Genomic DNA, 24,546 nt, shown 5'->3' with positions numbered 1-24,546 from the left:
ATGCCTTTACCGTTTCCTTTTGATTTCAAAAAACCTGACTACGTGCAGGTTTTCGAATGGCGGATGGAGCGGCTGGAGAGGATCCGCAAAGACCCCATCATGCTGATGACCCTGAAGCAGTTTTATCGTACCAATCCCGCCCAGTTCATTATCGACTGGGGCATGACCACAGACCCGCGCAACCTCGATTACGGGCTGCCGGTTACTATACCGTTCTTACTCTTCCCAAAGCAGGAAGAGTGGATCCACTGGATTATGGAACGTTGGCACAATCAGGAAAATGGGATAACAGAAAAATCTCGTGAAATGGGGCTTAGTTGGACTGCGATCGGGATGTCTTGCTCGTTGTGTCTATTCAATAGGGAAATGGTCATCGGTTTCGGCTCCCGTAAAGAGGAATACGTCGACAGCACCGGCGACCCAAAGGCGCTTTTCTGGAAGGCGAGAAAGTTCGTGGAAACGCTGCCCGTAGAGTTTCGCGGTTCGTGGGACGAGAAGAAGCACGCACCTTACATGCGCGTCGAGTTCCCCGAAACCGGCGCGGTCATCAAAGGCGAGGCTGGCGACAATATCGGACGAGGTGACCGTACCACGCTCTATCTGGTGGATGAGGCTGCATTCCTCCAGCGCCCGCTGCTAATTGATGCAGCGCTGTCGCAAACCACCCGTTGCCGTATCGACCTGAGTTCTGTAAACGGCATGGCGAACCCGTTCGCTCAGAAACGTCATGGCGGAAAGCTACCAGTATTCACATTCCACTGGCGAAATGACCCGCGCAAGGATGAAGAGTGGTATCGCAAGGAATGCGAGAAAATCGACAATCCAGTTGTGGTAGCGCAGGAACTGGACCTGAACTACAGCGCATCAGCAGAAGGCGTTCTGATCCCGTCCGACTGGGTACAGGCCGCCATCGATGCGCATATAAAACTCGGTATCAAGCCGACAGGCAGACGTCAGGGCGCGCTGGATATTGCCGACGAAGGCCGGGACAAAAACTCATATTCAGCACGATATGGCTTCCTCCTGGAGGATGTCCAGGAATGGTCTGGTAAGGGTAGCGATATCTTCTCAACCGTTGAGCACGCTTTCGGGCTTTGCGACACGGCAGCCGTAGAAGAGCTGCGCTTTGATGAGGATGGCTTGGGAGCTGGTGCCCGCGGTGACGCTAGGGTTATCAACGAACAGCGCAGAGCGAATCGCCGCCCGGCTATTCTCGCTACTCCGTTTCGCGGTAGCGGTGCGGTATTTGACCCTGAAGGTGAAGCCGTTCCAGGCGATAACGCCCGACCGGCACGACTGAACAAGGATTTCTTTGCAAATGCCAAAGCGCAGAGCTGGTGGCATTTGCGCAAGCGGTTCCGCAATGCCTATCGCGCGGTGGTAGAGGGGAAACCCTACAACCCCGACGAAATCATTTCATTATCCAGCAGTATTTCCTGCCTGGACAAACTGGTCACTGAGCTGTCTCAGCCGACGTTCTCCATTAATGGCGTCGGTAAGATGGTTATTGATAAACAGCCTGACGGTACGAAATCACCGAATAATGCTGATTCAGTGATGATCAATTACGCGCCGATGAATGCGGCACTGAATATCTGGGAAAGGCTCGGGAGACAGGCTTAATGGCAAAACAAAAGCAAGGTGGCCAGCGGAAAGCAGTTGTTACCGCTGACAGCTATGAAAACTTTGCCGCCCGGGTGGGGATGCAATCGCCTAACCAACATGCAGCGTCTACGTATCGACCGAATTTTACCAGTCGCAATCGGCTACTGGTGGAGTGGTCGTATCGTTCATCGTGGATTATTGGTGAAGCCGTCGACGCAATTCCAGACGACATGACCCGCAAAGGTATCCGCATCACATCGGAGATTGATGCGAAAGACCGCGGCATTATTGAGTCTCAGTTTGACGACCTGCAGCTGTGGGACGCGCTCAATGATGTGCTTAAGTGGTCACGTCTCTACGGCGGTGCGGTGGGCTTCATCATGATCGAAGGTCAGGCACCGATGACACCACTCCGGATGGAAACCATCGGCAAAGGCAAGTTTAAGGGCATTCTGCCCCTAGACCGCTGGATGATTAATCCGGTGCTTACCCGCCGGATTAAAGAAATGGGGCCGGATTTGGGCAAACCTGAGTTTTACGACGTGGTGACCACAGCAACAGGCATTCCAGCCTGGCGCATTCACTACAGCCGCCTAATTCGCTTTGATGGTGTCACGCTACCATTCCAGCAGAAGATGACTGAAAACGAATGGGGTATGTCAGTTGTAGAGCGTATCTGGGACAGGCTTACCATTTTTGATAGCGCAACGATGGGCGCGGGCCAATTGGTCTATAAAGCGCATTTACGCACATATGGTGTGGATAAGCTTCGAGAGCTAATCGCTTTCGGCGGCCCGGCTTATGATGCGCTGTTGAAGCAAATCGACCTGATCCGGCAGTTTCAGAGCAATGAGGGTATGACCCTCAAAGACAATAGCGACACCTTCGAAACCCACCAGTACAGCTTTGCGGGGCTGGACGACATTCTCGCCCAGTTTGCCGAACAGATTAGCGGCGCCGTAGGCATTCCGCTGGTGCGCTTGTTCGGGCAGTCTCCGAAGGGATTTTCCACGGGGGATGCCGACCTTGCCAACTACTACGACAAGGTAAGTTCGTTGCAAGAACGCCGACTACGGCAGCCGATACGTCGAGTGATGGATATTATCTACCGTTCGGAGCTAGGTCAGCCTCTTCCTGATGATTTCACATTTGAGTTTAATCCGCTCTGGCAGATGTCAGATGTGGACCGCTCAACGGTGGCAGTGAATACCACAACGGCGATTGTTAACGCGCTGGATGCCGGTCTGATGACAACAAAAGCCGCTATGACCGACCTACGCGAGAACTCCGATGTAACCGGCATCGGCGCATCAATTACCGACGAGGACATCGAGAATGCCGAAGATGAAGCGCCTCCAGCCCTCGGCGAACTTGAAAACCCGAAGCCAGAGTCGCCAAGCGGAGATCCGATATCGAACCAACCTACGCAAGATAGCGCAGGCAGTCGGCGACATCATAAATGGCCGTTACGATGGTTCAAATGATAGTGTCACAGAAATTATGGAAGCCCTGGAGCGTTATAGCGAAATCATAACGCCCTGGGCAACTAAGGTGGCGGAGTCATTTACAGCGGATTTAGCGCGGCAGAACGACAAAGTCTGGCGGCAGCACAGCAAGAATATCAGCCGTGAACTGCGCAATCTGGTGGACAACGCGCCGGTAGGTCAGGTGATGCGGTCCATCGTTGCGGAGCAAGTCAAGTACATCAAGTCGCTGCCTCTTGAGGCAGCCGACAGGGTATACGACATTCAGAACAAGGCGATTGACGCAGTTGTTACCGGTGCGCGATCTAAGTCTTTTGCCGAAGAGATTATGGCGTCTGGTGATGTGGCGAAGTCCAGAGCGGATTTAATTGCCCGAACCGAGCTGGGGAGGGCTACTGGCGCGCTGGATATGTCCCGAGCGGTTGCTCTAGGCTCTCCGGGATATATCTGGCGTACCGCGGATGACGGCGACGTCAGACATTCACATGCAGAGATGGAAGGAAAATTCGTTGAGTGGGGTAAGCCTCCAACTCTGGACGGTATGACCGGCCATGCTGGCGAACTGCCCAACTGTCGCTGCTACAAAGAGATCGTGTTCGCTCGCGTTCCCTTTGCAATGAAAAGGGCTGCATAACCCATGAAATATTATTTTGAGACCAGGCTCGGAGAAACCCGATACCGCTTGGCGGATGGCTCTTTGCTGTGCAAAGACGTGCCGATAGGTCGAACGGGGAAGCAGCTTTATGGTGCTGCGGACCTGCCAAATCTCATCCCTGATAAATTTGGCGAGATAGTCGTAACGCGTTCACCTGAGCAGGTATTCCATCCGGCTACGCTCGCCTCATTTGAAGGGATGAGCATCACGATCCTACATCCTGAAGATGAAAACGGGAATGTGCGGCTGGTGAATCCCAAGAACTGGAAAGAGCTTGCGGTCGGGCATCCTCAGAACGTTCGGCGCGGGACCGGGGACCAATCTGATTTGATGCTGGCTGACCTTATCGTCAAAGACGAAAGCGCCATTCAGCTAATCGAAGATGGTCTGCGCGAAGTGTCGTGCGGCTACGACGCTGAGTACGAGCAGACCGAGCCAGGTAAAGCCGAGCAGGTCGATATTACCGGAAACCATGTGGCTCTTGTCCCTAAAGGCAGAGCCGGAAATCGTTGTGCAATTGGAGACAGAGACACAATGGCAAATCAAAAGAAAAGCTGGTGGACGCGTATGCGTACCGCTATTAAAACTGGCGACGCTGATACCATGAATGAGCTTGTGGAATCGGCACCTGCGTCGGTGATGGGCGATGAGGGGGGAGACTTGCCGCAAGGTGTAAACCTCAATATCAATCTGTCACCACAGCATCCGCTTCCTGATAAAGACCCAGAGATGGTAGGCGCTAAGACTGCTGACGGTGACGACGACATTAAAACGTTGCTGAAAGCGCTATTGGCTAAACTGGATGCTCGTCCGACAGGGGACGCGGATAACCCTGATGATAAAAAAGAACCGACGGGGGATGGTGAAGATGACGAAGAGGAAGCCGTTATTACTGGCGACTCTGCGTACCGTGCTGAGGTCATTCTACCGGGAATCGACCTGACCCGTAAAATGAAGCCTACCGCGTTTAAGCGCGAGGTGCTTTCCACTGCGGACAAAAAGCTGGTCCGTCAGGTTGTCGGTGATGCTGATATTCGCAAGCTGCCCAAGCAGTCCGTAGAGATGGCCTTCAACGCTGTTTCTGAGCTGGCAAAAGGCCGCAATACGCGTACGCCAACAGGCGATGCATCCCGCACCAACCTCAGCACTCCTAATATTTCAGATCTGAACAAAACTAACGCCGACTTTTGGGCTAAAAAAGGGTAATTCACGATGACTGCATTTCTTTATCGGATGCCTGTAGGCATCGCCGGGGCGATCTCTCGCCCTCAGGATCTGACCACCGAGCCGGTCATCCTAAAATCCGCGGACGCCTTTCCGGCTTATGGACTGGCGGGTAAATATGACACTGACGGCTACTTCGTTCCGCTAGAAGATGGCGATACCGCCGACAAGGTGAAGGGCATTTATGTCCGCCCGTACCCGACCACTTCAACACCGGATATGGTTCGCCAAGTCGGTACCGATAAAAACTTCCCGGGCGATGCGCTGAAGCGCGGCTACATGACGGTCAACCTGGGCAATGATGCGACCGCCATCAAGAAAGGCGCGCCAGTGTACGTCGTGGTTTCTCTCGATTCGAGTATCAGCGTACCGCTGGGCGGTTTCTCCGCGACGAGCATCAGCGGTAAAACCGTTGCGCTCACCAACGCAGAATTTACTGGCGCCGGCGATGCCGACGGCAACGCTGAAATCTCCTGGAAGATTTAAGGAATAAACAACATGCCAATGATTACTTTTGACCAGGCGACGGTAGACGGCTCTGGTGCCTTTCTTGTAGGTGAGCTGGAGCGTCTTGATCAGACGCTGAACCTGCCGCTGGTGGGGTACACCTGGACGCGCGATGTGCAGCTGCGCGAAGACGTTTCCATCGCCGATGATATCTCCAGCTGGACCAATACTACCTTTGGGGCAGCGGGTACGGGGGCTAACCCGAACGGTAAAAACTGGGTTGGTAAAGACTCTACCGCCATCGCCGGTGTGAACGTCGATATCGGCAAAGACGGCAACCCGCTGAACCTATGGGGGATGGAGCTGGGCTGGACAGTTATCGAACTAAAAGCCGCTGAACAGGTTGGCCGTCCGATCGATACGCAGAAATACGATGGTATGCAGCTTAAGTGGCAGATGGACAACGACGAGCAGGTCTACGTCGGTGATACTTCTCTGAACCTGAAAGGTCTAGCTACTCTGAACGGCATCCCAGTAAACAACGCAGCGAAGACCTGGGCAACTTCTACACCGGATGAAATCCGTGCCAGCATCAACAAGGTGTTATCGGATGCTTGGGCCGCGTCGGGTTACTCTATGGTTCCACGCGATTTGCTGATCCCGCCCGAGCAGTTTGCTCTGCTGTCCAGCATCATCGTGTCATCCGCCGGTAACCAGTCCCTGCTGACCTACCTGACCACGAATACTATCAGCTACCACCAGAATGGTGTTCCTCTGAATATCCGTGCAGTGAAATGGCTGAAAGGCCGGGGCGTAGGCGGTACCGATCGCATGGTCGCGTACACCAACGACAAAAAGTATGTTCGCTATCCGCTGGTTCCGCTGCAAAGCGTACCGGTTCAGTATCGCGGGCTGTACCAGATTGTCACCTACTACGGCAAATTGGGTGCTATCGAGCCGGTGTACAAAGAGACGCTGTCATACGTGGACGGTATCTGATAATCAGAATGGCCCCGTAACGGGGCCAAAAGGATAGAACATGGCTAAAGAAAAACTGGTTTCAATTATCGTTCATACGCCTTTTGACTTAACACTTATCGATAACTCAGTTTTGCATTTCGGTAAGGGGCGTCATTCAGTCACCGATGCGGTGGCGGAACACTGGTTCGTAAAAGCGCATGCGGAGGCGACCGAGGATGATACCTCGGGTGCTGATGATGGCCTGCAGAAACAGATTGACGAACTGAAAAAGCAGCTTGACGCGCGGGACCAACGGATTAAAGAGCATTTGGAAACCATCGAAGCATTGAAAAAACAGGTCGATGACCAAAAGCTCGCGGAATCATTAATCGGTGATTCCAAGGAGGCTCCTGATGCCAAAAAATCCGGATCTGCCAACAGTAAGTAAATTTCGTACCGATTTCCCGCAGTTCGCGGATACCACTAAATACCCCGATGCTCAGGTCCAGTTTCGTTTGAATTTAGCCGACGTTCTGATGAGCGAAAAACTCTACGGCCCAGACATATTCCCTTACGTGGTTGAGCTGTACGTTGCTCACTATATGACGTGGTTTGCACAGGATCAGCGTTCGTCAGCTGCGGGGGGAAGTGGTGGATCTGCCAGTGGTGTTGCTTCCTCAAACTCAGTGGATAAGGTTAGCGTCAGCTATGACAACAGCATGACTTTAAACCCTGATGCTGGTTTTTGGAACTATACCCGATACGGCGCGGAGTTTTATCAGCTGGCTACGATGTTCGGTGCCGGCGGTCGCCAGCTATGAGCGGTGTGACAATTACTGCAGATAACACCCAAGCCATTTTGGACGCGATAGCTGCCATTGCCAAAAAAGAAGTACTTGTCGGTATCCCCGCTGAGGACTCTGATAGAGATGACATTCCGTTCGGTAACGCCGGGATCGGGTATGTCAATGAATATGGGTCACCGGCTCAGAATATTCCGCCCCGCCCACATCTACAGCCGGGGGTTAAATCTGTTGAAGGACAAACAGTTCCTGAGCTAAAAAACGCCGCGATTGCGGCGTTGGACGGTAAAGAGGCAACTGCGGAACAGGCTTTGAACCGAGCAGGTACCTTGGCGGCAAATGGTGTTAAACGCTATATGACGACTACAGATTTTACCCCTTTAGCGGACAGTACCGTGGCAGCCCGCGCTCGTAGAGGCCGAAAAGGTGCGGTGGCGGAAGTGGAACGGCGAAAAAACGGGGATGCGCCGGCTACGGATTTAGTGAAGCCGTTGATAGACACAGGAGAATACCGCAGGTCTATAACGCATGTAATGAGGGATAAATAATGCCAATGCTCGATGTTACAGATGTTCTGTTTGACCCTGACTTCTGCGATCCAAATTTATGGGTTACTCGCCGACAGCAGACAGTAGACGCTGACGGTTTTGGTGTGGACACACTAACGAAGACGCAGTTCTCTGGTGTTGTGACTGTCGATCGCTCGTTGGAGAACCGCCGCATGCAAGCGGGGCAGGTTATCAGCGGGGCGATCCTTATCGTTACCACGGAACGGCTGACGCAGGGCCAAACTGGGCGGGATGCGGATATCGTGACCTATCAGAACCGCGATTATCGGGTGACTTTTGTGGACCCCTATACGGCCTACGGCGCCGGTTTTGTTCAGGCACATTGTGAACTGTTGCCGTTTGATGGAGGGCAACCTATTGAGCAATAACAGCAGTACGGAGGCGGGGTGGTTAAATCCATTAGGTGAAGACCCAGCTTACGATGAAGCGCTGGACCGGCGGCTAAGTCTATGGATGCGCAGTGTTTCGGGGCTTCCGGAGGGTATGGCTCGCCCACGTTGGCAGAAAGACCAACCGCCAATGCTGCCTGTGGAAACCACTTGGGGAGCGTTTGGCGTTGTCGGATGGTCGAGTGACGACACTCCGGCGTTTGTTCAACAGGACGACAACACCCAAATGTGGCGGCATGAAGATCTGGTCTGTATGGCGTCGTTTTATGGCCCTAGCGGCATGGTGTACGCAGCACGTTTTCGAGACGGTATAGAGGTCGAGCAAAATAACGCCGAGCTGAAAACCCTAAATTTATCTGTTGTCTCTCATGGTGAGATCACCCCATTTCCTGAGCTTATCAATAACCAATGGGTACGCCGTTACGACTTGTTAGTGACGCTGCGCCGGAAGGTTGTTCGCGAATATGGCATCAAAACTATTGTCGATGCTTCTGTTCAATTTTTTGGAGAAAAATAGTATGCCGCAGGGCTTATCTGTTTCGCGCGTTGTTAACGTGCAGGTGTCGCTCGCCGTAAAAGCAGCAGCTGGGCGCAATTTTGGGGCGCTCCTTATTCTCGGGCCGTCGGATGTCATCACCACGCCGGAGATTATGCGCCTCTATAACGATATAGAGAGCGTGGCCGAAGATTTCGGTATCTCTTCTGAAGAATACAAGGCAGCCAACCTTTATTTCCAGCAGTCACCACAACCTCGCGATCTGTATATTGGCCGGATGAAACGCGAACCTACACCGGCAACGTCCGGCGCTCTGCTTGGCGCGGTGCTGTCGTCATCTGAACAAACCCTGACTAAATTCACCTCCGTGGAGGATGGTGCGCTGAAAATCGCGATTAATGGAACCACTAAAACGGTAACAGGTATAGACCTGTCAGAGGCTACTGATCTGGCCGGTGTGGCTGCAGCCGTACAGGCGAAATTGACTGGGACAGTCGTCACGTGGATCGCGGGTTCCAGTCAGTTCAATATCGCATCGAGCACTACCGGTGCTGCATCGTCGATTGGTATTCCTATCGCTGCGGGAACGGGGACAGATTTAGCCCCGCTGATGGGCATTGATTCCGCGCGTAACCCCACGGTTATTGCCGGTGAGGATGCGTCTACAGGTTCTCCGTTACCGTCTGTTGTTGTTGCGTTGAACTACTCCGCAGACTGGTATGGGCTGGTTATCGCTGACCCTGCCATGACAGACCAGGAGCATATGGACGTGTCGGCGCTAATTGGCTCCGCCAGCGATTCCCGCGTATATGGCGTTAGTACTAAAGCCGCTGCGGTACTGGAGGCAACCAACACGGACGATATCGCTAGCCGCTTAAAGGCTGCCGGATACGGGCGTACGTTCGTTCAATATAGCCAGGTAGATTACGCAGCGGCATCCGCCTTTGGCCGCGCGTTTACCGTTAATTTCCTCGGAAATAACACGACGATCACTCTGAAATTCAAACAGGAGCCGGGAATTACTGCGGAGATCATTACGGCACAGCAGGCCAATACGCTACAGGCGAAAAATTGCAATGTGTTCGTTAGATACGCCAACGACACCGCAATTATTCAAGAGGGCATGATGTCGAACGGTGATTTTTTCGATGAACGCCACGGCCTAGATTGGCTGCAGAACTACGTGCAAAACAACCTGTGGAATCTGCTGTATACCTCGACCACAAAAATCCCGCAAACCGAAGCCGGCGTTACGCGCCTTGTCACCAACGTTGAACAATCCATGGACCAAGCCGTTAGCAACGGTCTGGTGGCCCCAGGTGTGTGGAGCGGAGGCGATATCGGGGAGCTGGAAGCTGGGGATACGCTGACGAAAGGTTACTACGTGTACGCCAATCCGCTGGACACTCAAGCGCAGGCGGACCGTGAAGCCCGCAAAGCACCAGTTATCCAAGTGGCTGCAAAACTGGCCGGCGCGATTCATTTCGCCGATGTGCTGGTCAACGTAGTGCGTTAATAAGGAGAAACCATGTCTACCTATAGCTTTATTGACGTTACCGCGTCTTTGGTCGGCCCTACCGGCGTTGTCGATCTGGGTTACGGGTCTGCCAACTCGGAAGAGGGCATCACTATTGCGATGACCGAGGCAAAAAACACGATGACGGTTGGTGCCGACGGTGAAGTGATGCATAGCCTACACGCCGGTAAAAGCGGAACCATCACGATAACGCTTTTGAAAACCTCACCGGTGAACAAAAAACTGTCGCTGATGTACAACGCGCAGAGTTTATCGTCGTCAACGTGGGGCAATAACGTCATCGTCGTCCGTAACAAAGCCTCAGGCGATATTACTACTGCGCGGACCGTTGCTTTTCAAAAGCAAGCAGACAACCAGAACGCCAAAGATGGCGGGACGATGCAATGGGTTTTTGACTGCGGAAAAATTGACCAGATTTTAGGGAGCTTCTAAGTATGGAATTTGAAATCAACGGCGTGGACTACCGCGCCGCTAAACTGAGCGTTTTTGACCAATTAAAGGTTTCCAGAAAACTTTTGCCCGTACTTGCGGGGCTTGCGTCGGAGTTTAACGCCATAAGTACGTTTCGTTCCGGCGGTGACCCGTACGCGTCGCTTGCGGTGGTGCTGCCAAAAATCGCGGAGGCGTTGGCGGAGATGTCCGACGAGAACGTCAACGCGGTCCTACATCCTTGTCTGGCAGTTGTATCGCGCAAGCATGAAAAGAGTTTCGTGCCTGTGTTTACCCAGGGCGAACTGATGTTCGACGACATCGACCTGCTCAGCATGCTGCAGATCGTCGGTCGCGTCGTGGGAGATAGCTTGGGAAATTTTTTGCGCGCACTCCCCGAACCCGAGATTGCCACCCCGTCAGCGGATTGACGCTGGACTCGCTGCCAGACGGCGAGGACTTTCTAATGCGCCCGGTAGACGCCGGGTATATCCCATATTCTGCATTAAAGGACGGGTCTATCGACCTGGCGGATGTTGCGCGCATGAATGATTGGCTGGATTTGAAAGCCGATAACGAGACGAGAATAGAAAGATGGAGACAGGCTAATGAACGCTGAAACTATTAAATCGTTTCTCGTTTCCCTCGGTTTTCAAGTCGATGAGGCCGGTGCGCGTAAGTTTGACGCCACAATCGTCGGGACCACTAAAACGGTCATGAAGATGGGAGTTGCGGTAGAGGGCGCCGCGCTCTCCGTCGTTGCGTTCACCGCCAAGATAGCGCAAGGGCTTGACCAGCTCTATTTTGCGTCTCAGCGTACTGGCGCGTCGGTGGATGGGATTAAGGCGTTGGGCTATGCCGCATCGCAGGCGGGGGCGAGTGCAGATTCTGCGCGCGGATCGTTAGAAAACCTGTCTCGGTTTATGCGTAACAACCCCGGCGCGGAGGGCTTCTTAAACCGGCTTGGCGTTCAGACCCGTGATGCTCGTGGTCGCATGAAGGACATGGCGTCGATGTTCACCGGTGTTGGGCAACGCTTAAGTGCAATGCCGCATTACCGTGCTAATCAGTACGCCCAGATGCTTGGTATTGACGAGGATACGTTAATTGCCATGCGGCGCGGAATGGGTAAGTTTACCGGCGAGTATACGGCGATGGCGAAAGCGATCGGCTTTAACGCCGATCACGCCGCTGTATCCTCAAATAAGTTCATGACCTCTCTGCGCTCTTTTGGCCAGATGGCCGGTATGGCGCGAGATAAGATCGGCAGCAATATGGCGGATGGGTTAGCGGGCTCACTGGATCGCCTCCGTCGACAGATCCTTGAAAACTTCCCTAAGATAGAGCAGACCATCACTAAAGGCGTGAAAGGGATCTTATGGTTCGGGGAAATTCTCGGACGGTTGGTTTTTCGTATGATCCAGGCTGGCGGCGCCGTGATGGACTGGTGGGGGAAACTGGATAAGGGAACCAAAAAGCTGATTATCGCGTTCGGGGCTTTGGTTGTCGCGTGGCGGCTGCTTAACAGCGCGTTTCTGAAATCTCCTATAGGTATAATTATTGCGCTGGCTACTGCGATTGGTCTGCTTTGGGACGACTATCAGACATGGAAAGAAGGCGGTAAGAGTTTCATTGACTGGTCAAAATGGAAACCAGAAATTGACTCAGCGCTGAAAAATATTGATGACCTGCAAAAGGGTATTACAGCGCTAACCACGTCGCTGATGGAACTGCTGGGGATTGGCCCGAAAACGTGGTCACTGAAATGGGATTTTCAGAACTTTACCGCGCAAATGGGCGAGTTTGGCAGAATGCTGAACATGATCGCCGATCTGCTGAATGCCATAAATGAAGGACGATGGTCAGATGCGGCCGCGATTGGGAAGAGATTACTGAATCAAGGCAGTGGCCAGCCGTCAGCCACTCCCGGCGTAACAGACAGTGCTAACAGTGCCGCCGATTGGGTGAAAAATACTTTAGGGTTTGACCCGCGTAGCATCGGGCAGACGGTCCAAGGCTGGTTTGGTGTCGGTAGCACGGCTAACGATTCGCCTGCGCCTGCGTTTACGGGGGAAATTAGCAACGGAAATTCACCGGCGGCAGACAACGCGGTAGCGGCGACGTATAAAGAACGCGGCCTACGTAACAACAACCCGGGCAACATTAACTATATCGGCCAGCGCGGTGCCTCGCTCGAACGCCCCGGAGGGCGATTTGCCAAGTTTGAAACGGCCTTTGATGGCCTGCGAGCGATGTCTAACCAGCTCTTGCGGTACTTCGACGGCAAAACCACGGGAAAACGACTGCAAACTCTCCGGGATATTATTTCTACTTGGGCGCCGGGCAGCGAGAACAATACCGAAGCGTACATCTCCGGCATGTCAAAAAGACTGGGGATCTCACCCGATGCGGCGCTTAACCTGCGTGACCCCAAGGTCATGTCGGCGTTAATGAGTGGCATCGTACACCATGAGAATGGCCGAAATCCCTATAGTGGTGAACTGATAAACCGAGCTGCACAAGCCAGCATTGGCGGTGGCGGTTCCTTTAATCAGGAAACCAATATCTATATTCAGGGGGTAAGTGACCCCAAACAGGCGGGAATGGAGGTTGCTCAGCGGCAGCAGGGCGTCAATTCGCGCGCGGCGCAGCAGATGCAGAAAAAGGTGGGCTGATGGATATCTTATCGACACTGTTTAATTTGCAGAGCCGAAAAATAGGCGTTCTGGTGCCGGATGTGGTGATTTCCGAACGCCATTCGGATGTGTTGGAAATCACTGAGCATCCGGTAGAGCAGTTAACAACGGAGGGAACCGCCTATGTCGCGGACCATGCCTACCGCCGGCCGTCGGAAGTAACCATGGAAGTCGGTTTCGCGGCGGGTGGCTCCCTGCTTGATTTTATCGATACGTCGGCAATCGGCATTAGTTTGGGCATGTCGCCGAAGGAAACCTACGAAAAGATCATCGAACTCCAGCGTTCAAAGGAACTAATGGACGTAACGACAGGGAAGCGACAGTACACGAATATGCTCATTCGGGCTGTTGAAGTGGTGACAGACCAAAAAAGCGAAAACGTATTGATGGCAACACTAACGCTTCGAGAGGTCATCGTTTCCCAAACGGCCGACTTCGAGGTAGCCAGCCAAAATAACATGAAGGACGGCGCAGACACCTCAGCAACGCAAGACACTGGAACAAAATCTACCACACCTGCGAATGAATCTATCTTCTCGAAAATAGGAAGCGCGATCGGCGGGATATTCAGCTAGGGGGCATACTTGAACATTTCAGAAATACCGCTGACGCCAAACAACCAGCAATTCAATATCACACTTGTTGGCGTGTTGTACAAAATGCGGGTTATTTGGCGGGATCCGTTCTGGTGCCTCGATATCTCGGATAGTAGGTCCGTCCCAATCATCAACGGTATTCCCTTGATAACGGGGGCGGACTTACTGGCGCAGTATGCGTACTTGAATTTTAATTTTGGATTGATTGTTCTGTGTGACGTAGATGGGCAGGTAAATCCGACAAAAACAGATCTCGGCCGCCGCAGTCACCTTTATGTGGTCACGGAGTGAGTTATGTCTCAGAACTGGTTACGACACTTTGAATTAAGGCTCTTTGATAAAGAAGGGGGCGGAATAAGCCTATCGGATTTTAAAGTTGTGTTTGATATCCAGAAAATGCCTAACACATCGTTTGCCAGCTCCGTAGGCAATTTCAAAATCTACAATCTGTCTACGTATACTGTAAACAGCATTATGGGGCAGGAATATACCCGGGTTGAGGTGATCGCCGGGTATGACGGTGTGCCGCAAAAGGAAAATGCCACAGAAGAAGAGGCCGAGGTTATTGCTAATAACGCGAGCTATGGCGTTATCTTTTCCGGTGATATTCGCTTTACAGTAACAGGTAAAGATAACCCAACCGATACTTGGATCATGCTGCAATGCATAGAGGGTTGGGAGGGACATCTAAGCGCTGCCACTATCACGACGCTGGCAGCCGGATGGACTTATAAAGACCTTTTTGCCACTACCATGAAAACGTATGAACCTTACGGAATTACTGCAGGCGCAACACCGAATATGCCTGATACGGTTTTCCCTCGTGGTCGGCCGATATTTCAGAACTCGCCAGCGGTGATAAATCATATCGCAGGCCAATGTAATGCGGATTGGTGGTACGAAAACGGCCAGATCGTTATGCGGCCCGAGAATAAGTATTTGGAGGATGAGCTCGTGGAGCTGAGTGCTAATACCGGACTTATCGGTATGCCTCAGCAGACTATCGGGGCCGGTGTGAACGTACGATGTCTCATCAACCCCAATATTCGATTAGGCGGTCTGGTGCGCATCAACCAAAAATCAGTTTATCGTACTGTACTATCGAATGAAGAGATCGGCAGCGCACCGGGCGCAATCGGTACGACTGAGAATAATGGAAATATTAGCACCACCGGCACGTTATCCCAACCAGCTAGTATTAATACGGATGGCGATTACATCGTTGGAAGCATAGATTTTCACGGGGACACACGGGGACAGCCATGGTACATGGACCTTATGTGCATAGCTAAAGGGTCTGCGGACTTAATGAGCTCAGCTGCGATGAGTAAAACTGCTATTTGAATTATATGTTTGTAGGAAAGGTCTCTTCGGAGGCCTTTTTTATTGCTCGGAGAAAACGTAATGCCTATTTCTCTACAGAACCAAACCGGCACAGAGCAACAAATGCTGCAGCAACTAACGGCTGCGGTATCGACACAACTGCGGGTGGCCATGCCGGGGATTGTTCAATCGTTTGATGCGGATGCAGTTACCTGTGTTGTTCAACCTGCGATTAGATGTAGTGACGGTTTAAAGCCTGTGAACCTGCCGTTGCTGGTGGACGTTCCGGTATCGTTCCAGCGCGGTGGTGGAGTTACGCTCACATTTCCAATCGCACCCGGTGATGAATGCCTTGTTGTTTTTGCTGATCGTTGTATCGATTTCTGGTGGCAGAGTGGGGGGATTCAGGACCCTGTGGACCAACGGATGCATGATATCGCTGATGCGTTCGCTATCGTAGGACCTCAGTCTCAGGTCAAAAAGATCGGCGGTATCAGCACTACCGCTGCCCAGCTAAGAACGGACGACGGTGCGGCCTTTGTTGAAGTGTCTGCGGGTCACGACATCACTGTTAAAACGCCAGGGAAGCTGACAGCTACTGCCGACGGTGGGACGGAAATCACCTCACCAACCATTGTACTAAACGGGGCCGTCACTATTAACGGACCGTTGGTGCAGGGGCAAGGAGACGCAGGTGGTGATGCGAAAATGAATGGTCCGTTAACTGTAACTCAAGACGTAACCGCAGGTGGTATTAGCCAGATGAAACACCGTCATACAGACGTAGACCCGGGGGACGGAACGTCAGGAGGGCCAATTTAATGCGATACCGACGGGAAGACGCCAACGGCGATTATACGTTCGGATCCGGCGATGAGACATGGCTGATTAATTCGCCAGAAGCGGTAGTTCAAGCGATTAAGACGCGTTTTGAGCTGTGGTATGGACAGTGGTTTCTCGATACGACAAAAGGTATGCCGTGGTTACAGTCAGTACTCGGAAAACAAAATCCAGAGGTATACGACATGCTGATACGTAAATACATTCTCGAAACTCGCGGTGTTAAATCAATCATTAAACTCGATACAACAGTTGATACCGGTCGGCGCCGCGTAACATTTGCTGCTGAGATTGATACGGTATACGGAACGACGAAAGTAACAGGAACAGCATAATGACCATAAACCTCGATACGCTTGGCTTGGCAGCCACTGTGACGGCAACTGGGATCAGCGCTCCGGGTTACCAAACCATCTTAAGTACGATAACCAGCTACTTTAAACAGATCTACGGGCAGGATGCGTATCTTGAACCTGATAGCAAAGATGGCCAGATGGTAGCGCTGGTGGCGCTTGCTGTACATGACGCGAACAATACTGCGATTGCCGTTTACAACTCCTTTTCTCCTTCTACGGCTCTATCTGGCGCACTAACAAGTAATGTCAAAATTAACGGCATTTCTCGAAAGGGGGCGACGAATTCAACTGTTGATTTGCTGCTAACCGGTACTACGGGAACGGTTATTAACAACGGGTCAGCGAAAGATGATAACGGTGTGATTTGGGCGTTGCCCAGCTCGGTAGTTATAGGGCCTGACGGTACCGCCATAGTGACGGCAACCAGTACGACAGCAGGAGCTGTTGCCGCGCTGCCGAATTCTATCACCGGCATTAATGCGCCAACACGGGGTTGGGTGTCAGTTACTAACCCGTCTGCGGCCTCTATTGGTTCGCCTGCGGAAACGGATGCCGAGCTGCGGCTGCGTCAAAGCCGTAGCGTAGCACTGCCGTCCCTGACGCCGTTTGATGCTATTGACGGCGCGATAGCGAATGTATCAGGCGTTACGCGCCATAAGCTCTATGAGAACGACTCTGGCGTAACTGACAGCGATGGCCTGCCTCCTCACTCTATATCCGTAATCGTGGAGGGCGGGGATGCTAACGATATCGCGCAAACTATCCGAGGGAAGAAAGGGCAGGGCGTATCTACTTACGGTTCTACGTCGGTTGTCGTAGCAGATCTGTATGGTAACCCTCATACGATAAGTTTTTCACGTCCTGGCGTCGTGCCGATTTATGTTTATATCCTGCTGAAAGGCTTTACAGGATACACAACGGAAATCGGCGATCAGATCAAAGTCGCGGTGTCTGCGTATATCAACTCACTGACGATAGGTGATGACGTTCTGCTTAGTCGTGTTTACTCGCCCGCCAACCTTGGCGTTGTGAGCGGTGGTAACGCTAAGTTTTACGACATTCTCGAACTGAAAATAGGAAAAAGCGCGAGTGAGGTTGCCGCAGCTAATGTCGTTATTGCGTATGACGAAGCCGCCGAATGCTCACCTGATAACATCACCGTGGTGGCCACATCATGAGCAAGTACACGGACCTAATCACTAACTATCACGCAACGAAGCCGCTGTTCTTTGAACATATTGATCTCAGCACTCGGCCAGTGGCGGATGTATCAGGCTCTATGTCTGGGTTCATCACCGATTTCGATATAGATACGGCCATTGGCGTACAGCTCGATATTCTTGGACAGTGGATTGGGCGTACGCGGTATGTTCAAGAACCAATATCAGGTATTTATTTTGCGTGGGATACGGAGGGTCTTGGCTATGACCAAGGCGTATGGCAAGGACCATTTGACCCAGATGCTGGTTATACCTCACTCAGTGATGAAACCTACCGAATTATTCTGAAAGCTAAAATTGCGATCAACAACTGGAACGGGCAAAACGACTCACTGCCCGCCATTTTAGATACCGCCACGGTTGGATCCGGCCTGCGAATGCAGATTGTAGACAATCAGGATATGACGATTTCTATCTGGGTTTTTCCTGATACGACAATCGAAGACGTAGATTTGGAACTACTGGCAGCAATACGGCAAGGGTATCTAACTGTGAAAGCTGCTGGCGTATTTTCTGGGGAAATTTTGACGCCGTCCGAAGGGCGTCAGTTTTTCGGTTTTGATATTGAAAACGAGTATATAGCTGGTTTCGACACTGGCGCATGGGGGAAAACATTATAAATGGCTACTAACGATTTTAAACCGTTTGCTACGGGCGCTGGCGCGAATGTGACATCGCAATCGGACTGGGAGGGACTACCGGCGCTGCTGAGTGGATTCACATCCGGTAAGGCTTCATCCTCTCAAGTAAACAAAGCGATTCGTCAGGCATCGTTTATTGCGGCGGCTTTGGCCCAGTTTGTAACGGAAAAGACCGATTCTGATGTTCATGATGATGGAGATCTGGCGGGATTCGTTTCAAAGCTCACAGCTGGGTTTGCGGCTCAATACCTGAGTCGTTCAAATCCGTTTGGTGATATTAAATCAGACGGAGAAACGGCAATCTCTACGGCGCTTGCAAACTTGGGGCTTGGTGACCAAACAGGCTATGTTGGCCGATTATTGAACGTTCAATTTTTTGAGACATCGGGGACATATATCCCAACTAACGGTACAAAAAAAATCATAGTTGAAGCCATCGGCGGTGGCGGGGCATCAGGTGGTGTAGGGGGAACCGATCCCCTCAAGGTATCCATGTCGGGATGTGGTACTAACGGTGCTTATGCGAAAGCTCTATTCGCTAATGTATCAGCTACGTATATCACCATCGGAGCAGGCGGTGCTGGTGTTATTAATTCAAGAGGAAATGATGGCGGAACAACATCATTCGGTTCGTATCTAACCTGCCCTGGCGGTGGCGGAGCTCCGGCGGGGCAATCTAACATAGACCCTTCTCTAATTTATAATTCCGCAACGAACGCAACAGAAGCACCGCAACCTACGGTTAATAACGGGATTATGATAAAAACAATGACCCCATCGCCTACGGTGTCGTGCTGTGTCTCGCTTGGGTACGGTTCAGCTCTGCTATGTTATCCGCCATTTACACATATAGGGAGGCATTATGGCGCAGGGGGAAATAGCGTATATATAACTCAAAATACACCAGCTCAACCTGGGTTTTCTGGTGGCGATGGTAAAGTAATTATATGGGAATACGCATAATGCTAAAATACGCAATTGTGAATAGCACTGGTATTGTTGAAAACATTATTGTCGCTGACGACATAAGCCAGATTGAAACCACGGGTGTACAGGTTATAGAAACCGATATTGCGGGTCCTGGTTGGTTATATAAGGATGGAGAATTTCTGCCGGCGCCGGAACCAGAGTTAACACACAATGAGATGCAGAATGCAGCTGGATTTGAAAAGCAACTCCGACTACGTGAGGCTGATGCCGTGGTTGAACGGCTGAAAGATGCTGTGGAGCTTGGTATGGCAACAGATGAAGAAGCCACATTGTATACCGCATGGCGTAAATATCGTGTCGTACTTAATCGGGTGGACATTTTAAAAGCGCCGGATATTGAGTGGCCGACAAAACCTTAGAGAGAGGTTATAATCCATTAGTTATGTCGAGAAATTATCCTGAGCCCCGTCCCTCATTCAGGGCGGGGATAGTATCAAGCTGTTAGCCAATTCATTAAAAAACCAGATTGAGCCCTCTGGTGTCATATGTGAATTATCATACTGAACTGGATAGGAAGTATCGTGCCCGACAATAGCTTTGCAATAGTTGTTAACACATAGGGTATCAAGGGAAGAAATGAACACTATTTCTTCCTGTTTTGCCAAATCGCTAAGGTATTGATTATCAATTTTTAAGTTACGCTCACTATCCGTCATTTCCCATGAAATTGTTCCGCTATTATTGATACCTGTTTCCTCAAGTGTATCAATGAGTGTTTTTTTCCAAAAGGGAACAGGGCCAACTAGAATGATCCTTTTGACACCAGATTTTTTTAAGAATTTAATAGTGTTAGGGAGATATTTTCGCACTGAGGATGGTGAATCCGCCCATAACGCGGATAGCATCACAGTATGAGGTTTTTTTGAGTAAATTTCCTGGCTTATCCGATCATTTATATCTTTACAGTGAGGTCTAAAAGGGTGATGGTTGCCAATAAGAGGGGCGCATAAACTTGCTGTTCGTTGTGTAATATCTAGCTTTTCGCCAAAAACTTTGCGCAACCCCGGCATTAAATGTGCTGCATGAGAATCCCCCCATACAACAAAAGATTTATCAGACATTTTGTCCGGACATTGAGAGAAAACAGAATAGTTCTGCTCAGGATTGAGAAAACAGGTATCCGGCCTCCATGATGAATGGTCCATTCGATATTCTACAACTAGCTTTAGTGTGTCCGAAAATCTAAAGCTCATTCCTTTTGTAGTTGATACTAATACGGCTAAAACTGATATTGATAAAAATATAATTATATTTAATTTTATTTTATCTCGACTTCTTAATGTATTTTCAATAAACCTGAAAGAAATACCCCCCAGCAGAAAAGATACAATTAGGCCGAATGAGATACTAAGGGCGTTAAATTTAATATCATAATATTTCATTATAACAACGATAGGCCAATGCCAGAGATAAACAGAATAAGATACTTTTCCAACCCATTGAGCAACTTTGTTTGATGTGAACACCGAGTTTTGTTTGTTCGCCAACAAAACGATTACCGTTCCTAATACAGGTATGAATGTCGCGTAACTTGGCCAGTAATCATTGCCGTTTAGCGTAATAACGCCTACCATAATTATGGCGATACCATAACCATCCCGATTCTTCATCCAATCGGGGGTATTACACCGAACGGATAATATGTAAACCAAACCTCCGGTGAGCATCTCCCACGCGCGAGTAGGAAGAAGATAGAAAATATCTTCTCTTGTTCCGGTTGCCTTCGTAATAGCTAAACACAGGGAAATAGTAAAAAGAACTGAGAGTATTGTCCAAACTGGTATCCGTGTTTTTTTAGCCGCTAATATAATAATAGGATATGTAATATAAAACTGCCACTCTACGGATAGAGACCAAGTATGAAGTAGAAAGTTAAATTCTGATGAGGGGTCGAAGTAGCTAGAATGTGCCGCATAGTAGTTATTTGAATAAAATAGTAGTGATGATATTGCATTTTTAGCTAACAGCTCAAATTCATTTGTACTTAAGGTAAAATAACCAAAAATAAGCACAATAAATACCACAGTTATTAAAGCGGGGGCTACTCTCAAAAAACGAGCTATGTAAAAATCTAAAATACTCCTATGGTCAACCCGCTCTAAAATTATTCCAGTCATTAAAAAACCGGATATAACAAAGAAAACATCAACGCCCGTAAATCCACCAGAAATATAGGGTACATTAAAATGATAAAAAACAACGCTGAGAATCGCAAACGCTCTCAACCCATTAATATCAAGCCTGAATTTATTGTAGCTCATTTTTAGGCCATTTCTTATCAAAAAATTACACTTACAAAAACCATAAACGGATGATAAATGCTTTGCGGTGTTTCGTCATCTCTATGTTAACCCCTCTCTCTCTCTCTCTCTCTCTCTCTCTCTCTCTCTCTCTCTCTCTCTGGCCGATGTGGTGTAAAAATTCCATGTTATACAATTTCTGCGTATTGTTTCGGGTTTCTTCAGCCTGTCTTGTACCGGCGTTTCGTAGAAAAATATTACCGGAAAATGTGCAACAGCTGGATTTTGGTAAAAATTTTTACAGCTTTCAGCTATGTGATCCAACTCTATTAATGCATTAAATAAGCTTTTCGTTTAAGATGTTCGGCTATTAATGAGTATCCGAAAAGTAGGATTTTCATTTGTGTACCAGAGTGTGTACCAATTTAACAAATGTTGGTTAGATGGATGCATAATCTATTGTATTTAAATACTAATTTATTTTACACGTGATCTGTCGTGTGGGTCACCACTGTAATAAGGAACTATCATGCCAGTAATTACTCTTCCTGACGGAAGTCAACGTCAGTACGACCATGCCGTATCCGTAATGGATGTTGCGCGCGATATCGGCCCAGGCTTAGCCAAGGCCTGCATCGCCGGTCGTATCAACGGTGAACGAGTCGACGCCTGCGATTTGATTGAGAGCGACGCTAGGCTTGAAATCATCACGGCGAAAGATGATGACGGTCTGGAAATTATCCGCCATTCATGCGCGCACCTGCTGGGCCATGCAATCAAGCAGCTGTGGCCGGATACCAAGATGGCGATTGGCCCGACTATCGATAACGGCTTTTATTACGACGTTGATATCGACAGAACGCTAAATCAGGAAGATCTGGATCTGCTTGAGCTGCGCATGATGGAACTGGTCAAGAAAGACTACGACGTTATCAAGAAAAAGGTGAGCTGGCAGGAGGCATACGACACTTTCGCCGCCCGCGGGGAAATCTATAAGCAGCGCATTCTGGATGAAAACATTAGCCGCGATGCGTTTCCTGCGCTTTACCACCATGAAGAATATGTCGACATGTGCCGTGGGCCGCACGTGCCGAATATGCGCTTTTGCCATAATTTCAAGCTGCAGAAAGTTTCCGGCGCCTACTGGCGCGGCGACAGCAACAACAAGATGCTGCAGCGCATTTACGGCACCGCTTGGGCTGACAAAAAGCAGCTAAGCGCCTATTTACAGCGTCTGGAAGAGGCCGCCAAGCGCGATCACCGCAAAATCGGTAAACAGCTTGACCTTTACCATATGCAGGAAGAAGCGCCGGGCATGGTATTCTGGCACAACGACGGATGGACTATCTTCCGCGAGCTTGAAGCCTTCGTGCGTATGAAGCTTAAAGAATATGACTATCAGGAAGTGAAAGGGCCATTTATGATGGACCGCGTGCTGTGGGAAAAAACCGGGCACTGGGAAAACTATAAAGAAGCCATGTTCACCACGTCGTCAGAAAATCGCGAATACTGCATTAAGCCGATGAACTGCCCTGGTCACGTGCAAATTTTTAATCAGGGGCTAAAATCCTATCGCGACCTGCCGCTGAGAATGGCGGAATTTGGCAGCTGTCACCGCAACGAGCCTTCGGGCGCGCTGCACGGCCTGATGCGCGTTCGCGGCTTTACGCAGGACGATGCCCATATCTTCTGTACGGAAGAGCAGGTGCGTCAGGAAGTCACCAGCTGCATTAAGATGGTGTACGATCTTTACAGCACCTTCGGCTTTGACAATATTAGCGTGAAGCTGTCTACTCGCCCTGAAAAGCGCATTGGTTCCGACGAAATGTGGGACCGTGCGGAGCACGATCTGGCAGAAGCGCTGACGGCGAACGGCCTTGAGTTTGAATATCAGCCGGGCGAAGGAGCGTTTTACGGTCCGAAAATTGAATTTACGCTGCACGATAGCCTCGATCGCGCTTGGCAGTGTGGTACCGTGCAGTTAGACTTCTCGCTGCCGGGCCGCCTGAGCGCCTCTTTCGTTGGCGAAGACAACGAGCGTCACGTACCGGTGATGATTCACCGTGCGATTCTTGGCTCGCTGGAGCGCTTTATCGGTATACTGACCGAAGAGTGCGCCGGTTTCTTCCCAACCTGGCTGGCTCCGCAGCAGGTCGTGGTGATGAATATCACCGACGATCAGGCCGATTATGTCAGCGATTTAGCAAAAAAATTGCAGGCAGCGGGTATTCGTGCGAAAGCGGACTTGAGAAATGAGAAAATAGGCTTTAAAATCCGCGAGCACACTCTAAGGCGCGTCCCTTACATGTTAGTTTGCGGCGATAAAGAGGTGGAGGCCGGCAAAGTTGCCGTTCGCACCCGCCGCGGCAAGGATTTGGGTAGCCTTGACGTTGATTACGTTATTGAAAAACTGCAACAAGAAATTCGCAGTCGTAGTCTTAACCAACTGGAGGAATAAAGTATTAAAGGCGGAAAAAGAGTTCAAACAGCGCGTCCTAATCGCATAAACACAGAGATTCGCGCCCGTGAAGTTCGACTGACAGGTATAGACGGCGAGCAGATAGGGATTGTTAGTCTGAATGAAGCGCTGCAAAAAGCAGAGGAAGCGGGTGTCGATCTGGTTGAGATCAGCCCGAATGCTGAGCCGCCCGTTTGCCGGATTATGGACTACGGCAAGTTCCTCTATGAAAAGAGCAAGGCTACGAAAGAGCAGAAGAAGAAACAAAAAGTTGTTCAGGTCAAGGAAATCAAATTCCGACCTGGTACCGATGATGGCGACTATCAGGTAAAACTCCGCAGCCTGGTTCGCTTTCTGGAAGAGGGTGATAAAGCCAAGATTACGCTCCGCTTCCGCGGTCGTGAAATGGCTCACCAGCAGATCGGCATGGAAGTGCTTAACCGCGTTCGTGACGATCTTGCAGAACTGGCCGTTGTTGAATCCTATCCAAGTAGGATTGAAGGACGCCAGATGATCATGGTGCTCGCCCCGAAGAAGAAACAGTAAGGCTTGCAAGTAATAACGTCCGGGCGTTCCGAACGCCCGGAT

28 protein-coding genes are annotated in these 24,546 nt (G+C 50.5%); 27 read left to right on the top strand and 1 reads right to left on the bottom strand.

Annotation, left to right across the window (positions count from 1 at the left end):
• The 25 genes from V8L73_RS10310 to V8L73_RS10190 are packed head-to-tail and all read left to right on the top strand — an operon-like array spanning nt 1 to nt 19,619.
• Entirely contained in the window at nt 1-1,623 is a 1,623-nt protein-coding gene (locus tag V8L73_RS10310) for a TerL protein (RefSeq protein WP_347252918.1), read from the top strand.
• Complete coding sequence (locus tag V8L73_RS10305) at nt 1,623-3,089, top strand: DUF1073 domain-containing protein (RefSeq protein ID WP_347252917.1); 1,467 nt, start codon at nt 1,623-1,625, stop codon at nt 3,087-3,089. The genes V8L73_RS10310 and V8L73_RS10305 overlap by 1 nt, the downstream gene beginning before the upstream one ends.
• 16 nt (nt 3,090-3,105) lie before the next feature.
• On the top strand, nt 3,106-3,723 hold the full coding sequence (locus V8L73_RS10300) for a phage minor head protein (protein ID WP_347252916.1): 618 nt from the start codon (nt 3,106-3,108) through the stop codon (nt 3,721-3,723).
• 3 nt (nt 3,724-3,726) lie between these two features.
• Nucleotides 3,727-4,950: a DUF2213 domain-containing protein gene (locus V8L73_RS10295; RefSeq protein ID WP_347252915.1), complete on the top strand. Its 1,224-nt coding sequence runs from the start codon at nt 3,727-3,729 to the stop codon at nt 4,948-4,950.
• A gap of 6 nt (nt 4,951-4,956) precedes the next feature.
• Nucleotides 4,957-5,454, top strand: a complete 498-nt coding sequence (locus V8L73_RS10290) for a structural cement protein Gp24 (protein ID WP_347252914.1) — start codon at nt 4,957-4,959, stop codon at nt 5,452-5,454.
• Nucleotides 5,455-5,472: 18 nt separating this feature from the next.
• Entirely contained in the window at nt 5,473-6,414 is a 942-nt protein-coding gene (locus V8L73_RS10285) for a DUF2184 domain-containing protein (protein ID WP_347254814.1), read from the top strand.
• Between the two features lie 40 nt (nt 6,415-6,454).
• Nucleotides 6,455-6,823 (top strand): STY1053 family phage-associated protein, encoded by a 369-nt coding sequence (locus V8L73_RS10280; protein WP_347252913.1) that lies wholly within the window; start codon nt 6,455-6,457, stop codon nt 6,821-6,823.
• Nucleotides 6,789-7,196, top strand: a complete 408-nt coding sequence (locus V8L73_RS10275; protein WP_347252912.1) for a DUF4054 domain-containing protein — start codon at nt 6,789-6,791, stop codon at nt 7,194-7,196. The genes V8L73_RS10280 and V8L73_RS10275 overlap by 35 nt, the downstream gene beginning before the upstream one ends.
• Complete coding sequence (locus tag V8L73_RS10270; protein WP_347252911.1) at nt 7,193-7,726, top strand: hypothetical protein; 534 nt, start codon at nt 7,193-7,195, stop codon at nt 7,724-7,726. The genes V8L73_RS10275 and V8L73_RS10270 overlap by 4 nt, the downstream gene beginning before the upstream one ends.
• Nucleotides 7,726-8,115, top strand: coding sequence for a head-tail adaptor (locus tag V8L73_RS10265; RefSeq protein ID WP_347252910.1), 390 nt, complete (start codon nt 7,726-7,728; stop codon nt 8,113-8,115). Before V8L73_RS10270 ends, V8L73_RS10265 begins: the two co-directional genes overlap by 1 nt.
• Nucleotides 8,105-8,653 carry a phage neck terminator protein gene (locus V8L73_RS10260; protein ID WP_347252909.1) on the top strand — a complete coding sequence of 183 codons (549 nt, stop codon included), beginning with the start codon at nt 8,105-8,107 and terminating at the stop codon, nt 8,651-8,653. The genes V8L73_RS10265 and V8L73_RS10260 overlap by 11 nt, the downstream gene beginning before the upstream one ends.
• Before the next feature lies 1 nt (nt 8,654).
• Nucleotides 8,655-10,148, top strand: coding sequence for a DUF3383 domain-containing protein (locus tag V8L73_RS10255; protein ID WP_347254813.1), 1,494 nt, complete (start codon nt 8,655-8,657; stop codon nt 10,146-10,148).
• Between the two features lie 12 nt (nt 10,149-10,160).
• On the top strand, nt 10,161-10,601 hold the full coding sequence (locus tag V8L73_RS10250) for a DUF3277 family protein (protein WP_347252908.1): 441 nt from the start codon (nt 10,161-10,163) through the stop codon (nt 10,599-10,601).
• 2 nt (nt 10,602-10,603) lie between these two features.
• Nucleotides 10,604-11,029: a phage tail assembly chaperone gene (locus V8L73_RS10245; protein ID WP_347252907.1), complete on the top strand. Its 426-nt coding sequence runs from the start codon at nt 10,604-10,606 to the stop codon at nt 11,027-11,029.
• A 35-nt stretch (nt 11,030-11,064) separates the two neighbouring features.
• Nucleotides 11,065-11,217: a DUF6889 family protein gene (locus V8L73_RS10240; protein WP_347252906.1), complete on the top strand. Its 153-nt coding sequence runs from the start codon at nt 11,065-11,067 to the stop codon at nt 11,215-11,217.
• On the top strand, nt 11,207-13,273 hold the full coding sequence (locus tag V8L73_RS10235) for a lytic transglycosylase (RefSeq protein ID WP_347252905.1): 2,067 nt from the start codon (nt 11,207-11,209) through the stop codon (nt 13,271-13,273). Before V8L73_RS10240 ends, V8L73_RS10235 begins: the two co-directional genes overlap by 11 nt.
• The gene (locus tag V8L73_RS10230; RefSeq protein ID WP_347252904.1) at nt 13,273-13,869 is read left to right on the top strand and encodes a phage baseplate protein; all 597 of its coding nucleotides are present in this window, start codon (nt 13,273-13,275) and stop codon (nt 13,867-13,869) included. The genes V8L73_RS10235 and V8L73_RS10230 overlap by 1 nt, the downstream gene beginning before the upstream one ends.
• Before the next feature lie 9 nt (nt 13,870-13,878).
• The gene (locus tag V8L73_RS10225) at nt 13,879-14,181 is read left to right on the top strand and encodes a phage baseplate plug family protein (protein ID WP_347252903.1); all 303 of its coding nucleotides are present in this window, start codon (nt 13,879-13,881) and stop codon (nt 14,179-14,181) included.
• Nucleotides 14,182-14,184: 3 nt separating this feature from the next.
• Complete coding sequence (locus V8L73_RS10220; RefSeq protein ID WP_347252902.1) at nt 14,185-15,234, top strand: baseplate hub protein; 1,050 nt, start codon at nt 14,185-14,187, stop codon at nt 15,232-15,234.
• 60 nt (nt 15,235-15,294) lie between these two features.
• Nucleotides 15,295-16,035, top strand: coding sequence for a Gp138 family membrane-puncturing spike protein (locus V8L73_RS10215; protein ID WP_347252901.1), 741 nt, complete (start codon nt 15,295-15,297; stop codon nt 16,033-16,035).
• Complete coding sequence (locus V8L73_RS10210; protein WP_347252900.1) at nt 16,035-16,388, top strand: hypothetical protein; 354 nt, start codon at nt 16,035-16,037, stop codon at nt 16,386-16,388. The genes V8L73_RS10215 and V8L73_RS10210 overlap by 1 nt, the downstream gene beginning before the upstream one ends.
• Nucleotides 16,388-17,587, top strand: a complete 1,200-nt coding sequence (locus V8L73_RS10205; protein WP_347252899.1) for a baseplate J/gp47 family protein — start codon at nt 16,388-16,390, stop codon at nt 17,585-17,587. The genes V8L73_RS10210 and V8L73_RS10205 overlap by 1 nt, the downstream gene beginning before the upstream one ends.
• Nucleotides 17,584-18,249, top strand: coding sequence for a DUF2612 domain-containing protein (locus tag V8L73_RS10200; RefSeq protein WP_347252898.1), 666 nt, complete (start codon nt 17,584-17,586; stop codon nt 18,247-18,249). Before V8L73_RS10205 ends, V8L73_RS10200 begins: the two co-directional genes overlap by 4 nt.
• Entirely contained in the window at nt 18,250-19,233 is a 984-nt protein-coding gene (locus V8L73_RS19875) for a hypothetical protein (RefSeq protein WP_422655581.1), read from the top strand.
• A complete protein-coding gene (locus V8L73_RS10190) occupies nt 19,233-19,619 on the top strand; it encodes a tail fiber assembly protein (RefSeq protein WP_347252897.1) in 387 nt (128 codons plus the stop codon). The genes V8L73_RS19875 and V8L73_RS10190 overlap by 1 nt, the downstream gene beginning before the upstream one ends.
• 57 nt (nt 19,620-19,676) lie before the next feature.
• On the opposite strand, the gene V8L73_RS10185 is transcribed toward V8L73_RS10190, so the two are convergent.
• The gene (locus V8L73_RS10185) at nt 19,677-21,521 is read right to left on the bottom strand and encodes an acyltransferase family protein (RefSeq protein WP_347252896.1); all 1,845 of its coding nucleotides are present in this window, start codon (nt 21,519-21,521) and stop codon (nt 19,677-19,679) included.
• Between the two features lie 508 nt (nt 21,522-22,029).
• On the opposite strand from V8L73_RS10185, the gene thrS reads away from it, so the two are divergent.
• Nucleotides 22,030-23,958 carry a threonine--tRNA ligase gene (gene thrS, locus V8L73_RS10180; RefSeq protein WP_347252895.1) on the top strand — a complete coding sequence of 643 codons (1,929 nt, stop codon included), beginning with the start codon at nt 22,030-22,032 and terminating at the stop codon, nt 23,956-23,958.
• A 3-nt stretch (nt 23,959-23,961) separates the two neighbouring features.
• Nucleotides 23,962-24,504 carry a translation initiation factor IF-3 gene (gene infC / locus V8L73_RS10175; RefSeq protein ID WP_071783235.1) on the top strand — a complete coding sequence of 181 codons (543 nt, stop codon included), beginning with the start codon at nt 23,962-23,964 and terminating at the stop codon, nt 24,502-24,504.
• The last annotated feature ends 42 nt before the right edge of the window (nt 24,505-24,546 follow it).

Source organism: Leminorella grimontii (assembly GCF_039789245.1).
GTDB classification, from domain to species: domain Bacteria; phylum Pseudomonadota; class Gammaproteobacteria; order Enterobacterales; family Enterobacteriaceae; genus Leminorella; species Leminorella grimontii.
Note: the sequence above shows the minus strand (reverse complement) of the source record. Positions and strands in the feature narration are given on the sequence as shown.

Excerpts from the sequence above, each read along its gene's own strand:
- V8L73_RS10310 (WP_347252918.1), top strand. The coding sequence starts at position 1 with ATGCCTTTACCGTTTCCTTTTGATTTCAAAAAACCTGACTACGTGCAG.
- V8L73_RS10305 (WP_347252917.1), top strand. The coding sequence starts at position 1,623 with ATGGCAAAACAAAAGCAAGGTGGCCAGCGGAAAGCAGTTGTTACCGCT.
- V8L73_RS10300 (WP_347252916.1), top strand. The coding sequence starts at position 3,106 with ATGGAAGCCCTGGAGCGTTATAGCGAAATCATAACGCCCTGGGCAACT.
- V8L73_RS10295 (WP_347252915.1), top strand. The coding sequence starts at position 3,727 with ATGAAATATTATTTTGAGACCAGGCTCGGAGAAACCCGATACCGCTTG.
- V8L73_RS10290 (WP_347252914.1), top strand. The coding sequence starts at position 4,957 with ATGACTGCATTTCTTTATCGGATGCCTGTAGGCATCGCCGGGGCGATC.
- V8L73_RS10285 (WP_347254814.1), top strand. The coding sequence starts at position 5,473 with ATGATTACTTTTGACCAGGCGACGGTAGACGGCTCTGGTGCCTTTCTT.
- V8L73_RS10280 (WP_347252913.1), top strand. The coding sequence starts at position 6,455 with ATGGCTAAAGAAAAACTGGTTTCAATTATCGTTCATACGCCTTTTGAC.
- V8L73_RS10275 (WP_347252912.1), top strand. The coding sequence starts at position 6,789 with ATGCCAAAAAATCCGGATCTGCCAACAGTAAGTAAATTTCGTACCGAT.
- V8L73_RS10270 (WP_347252911.1), top strand. The coding sequence starts at position 7,193 with ATGAGCGGTGTGACAATTACTGCAGATAACACCCAAGCCATTTTGGAC.
- V8L73_RS10265 (WP_347252910.1), top strand. The coding sequence starts at position 7,726 with ATGCCAATGCTCGATGTTACAGATGTTCTGTTTGACCCTGACTTCTGC.
- V8L73_RS10255 (WP_347254813.1), top strand. The coding sequence starts at position 8,655 with ATGCCGCAGGGCTTATCTGTTTCGCGCGTTGTTAACGTGCAGGTGTCG.
- V8L73_RS10250 (WP_347252908.1), top strand. The coding sequence starts at position 10,161 with ATGTCTACCTATAGCTTTATTGACGTTACCGCGTCTTTGGTCGGCCCT.
- V8L73_RS10245 (WP_347252907.1), top strand. The coding sequence starts at position 10,604 with ATGGAATTTGAAATCAACGGCGTGGACTACCGCGCCGCTAAACTGAGC.
- V8L73_RS10240 (WP_347252906.1), top strand. The coding sequence starts at position 11,065 with ATGCGCCCGGTAGACGCCGGGTATATCCCATATTCTGCATTAAAGGAC.
- V8L73_RS10235 (WP_347252905.1), top strand. The coding sequence starts at position 11,207 with ATGAACGCTGAAACTATTAAATCGTTTCTCGTTTCCCTCGGTTTTCAA.
- V8L73_RS10230 (WP_347252904.1), top strand. The coding sequence starts at position 13,273 with ATGGATATCTTATCGACACTGTTTAATTTGCAGAGCCGAAAAATAGGC.
- V8L73_RS10220 (WP_347252902.1), top strand. The coding sequence starts at position 14,185 with ATGTCTCAGAACTGGTTACGACACTTTGAATTAAGGCTCTTTGATAAA.
- V8L73_RS10215 (WP_347252901.1), top strand. The coding sequence starts at position 15,295 with ATGCCTATTTCTCTACAGAACCAAACCGGCACAGAGCAACAAATGCTG.
- V8L73_RS10210 (WP_347252900.1), top strand. The coding sequence starts at position 16,035 with ATGCGATACCGACGGGAAGACGCCAACGGCGATTATACGTTCGGATCC.
- V8L73_RS10205 (WP_347252899.1), top strand. The coding sequence starts at position 16,388 with ATGACCATAAACCTCGATACGCTTGGCTTGGCAGCCACTGTGACGGCA.
- V8L73_RS10200 (WP_347252898.1), top strand. The coding sequence starts at position 17,584 with ATGAGCAAGTACACGGACCTAATCACTAACTATCACGCAACGAAGCCG.
- V8L73_RS19875 (WP_422655581.1), top strand. The coding sequence starts at position 18,250 with ATGGCTACTAACGATTTTAAACCGTTTGCTACGGGCGCTGGCGCGAAT.
- V8L73_RS10190 (WP_347252897.1), top strand. The coding sequence starts at position 19,233 with ATGCTAAAATACGCAATTGTGAATAGCACTGGTATTGTTGAAAACATT.
- V8L73_RS10185 (WP_347252896.1), bottom strand. The coding sequence starts at position 21,521 with ATGAGCTACAATAAATTCAGGCTTGATATTAATGGGTTGAGAGCGTTT.
- thrS (WP_347252895.1), top strand. The coding sequence starts at position 22,030 with ATGCCAGTAATTACTCTTCCTGACGGAAGTCAACGTCAGTACGACCAT.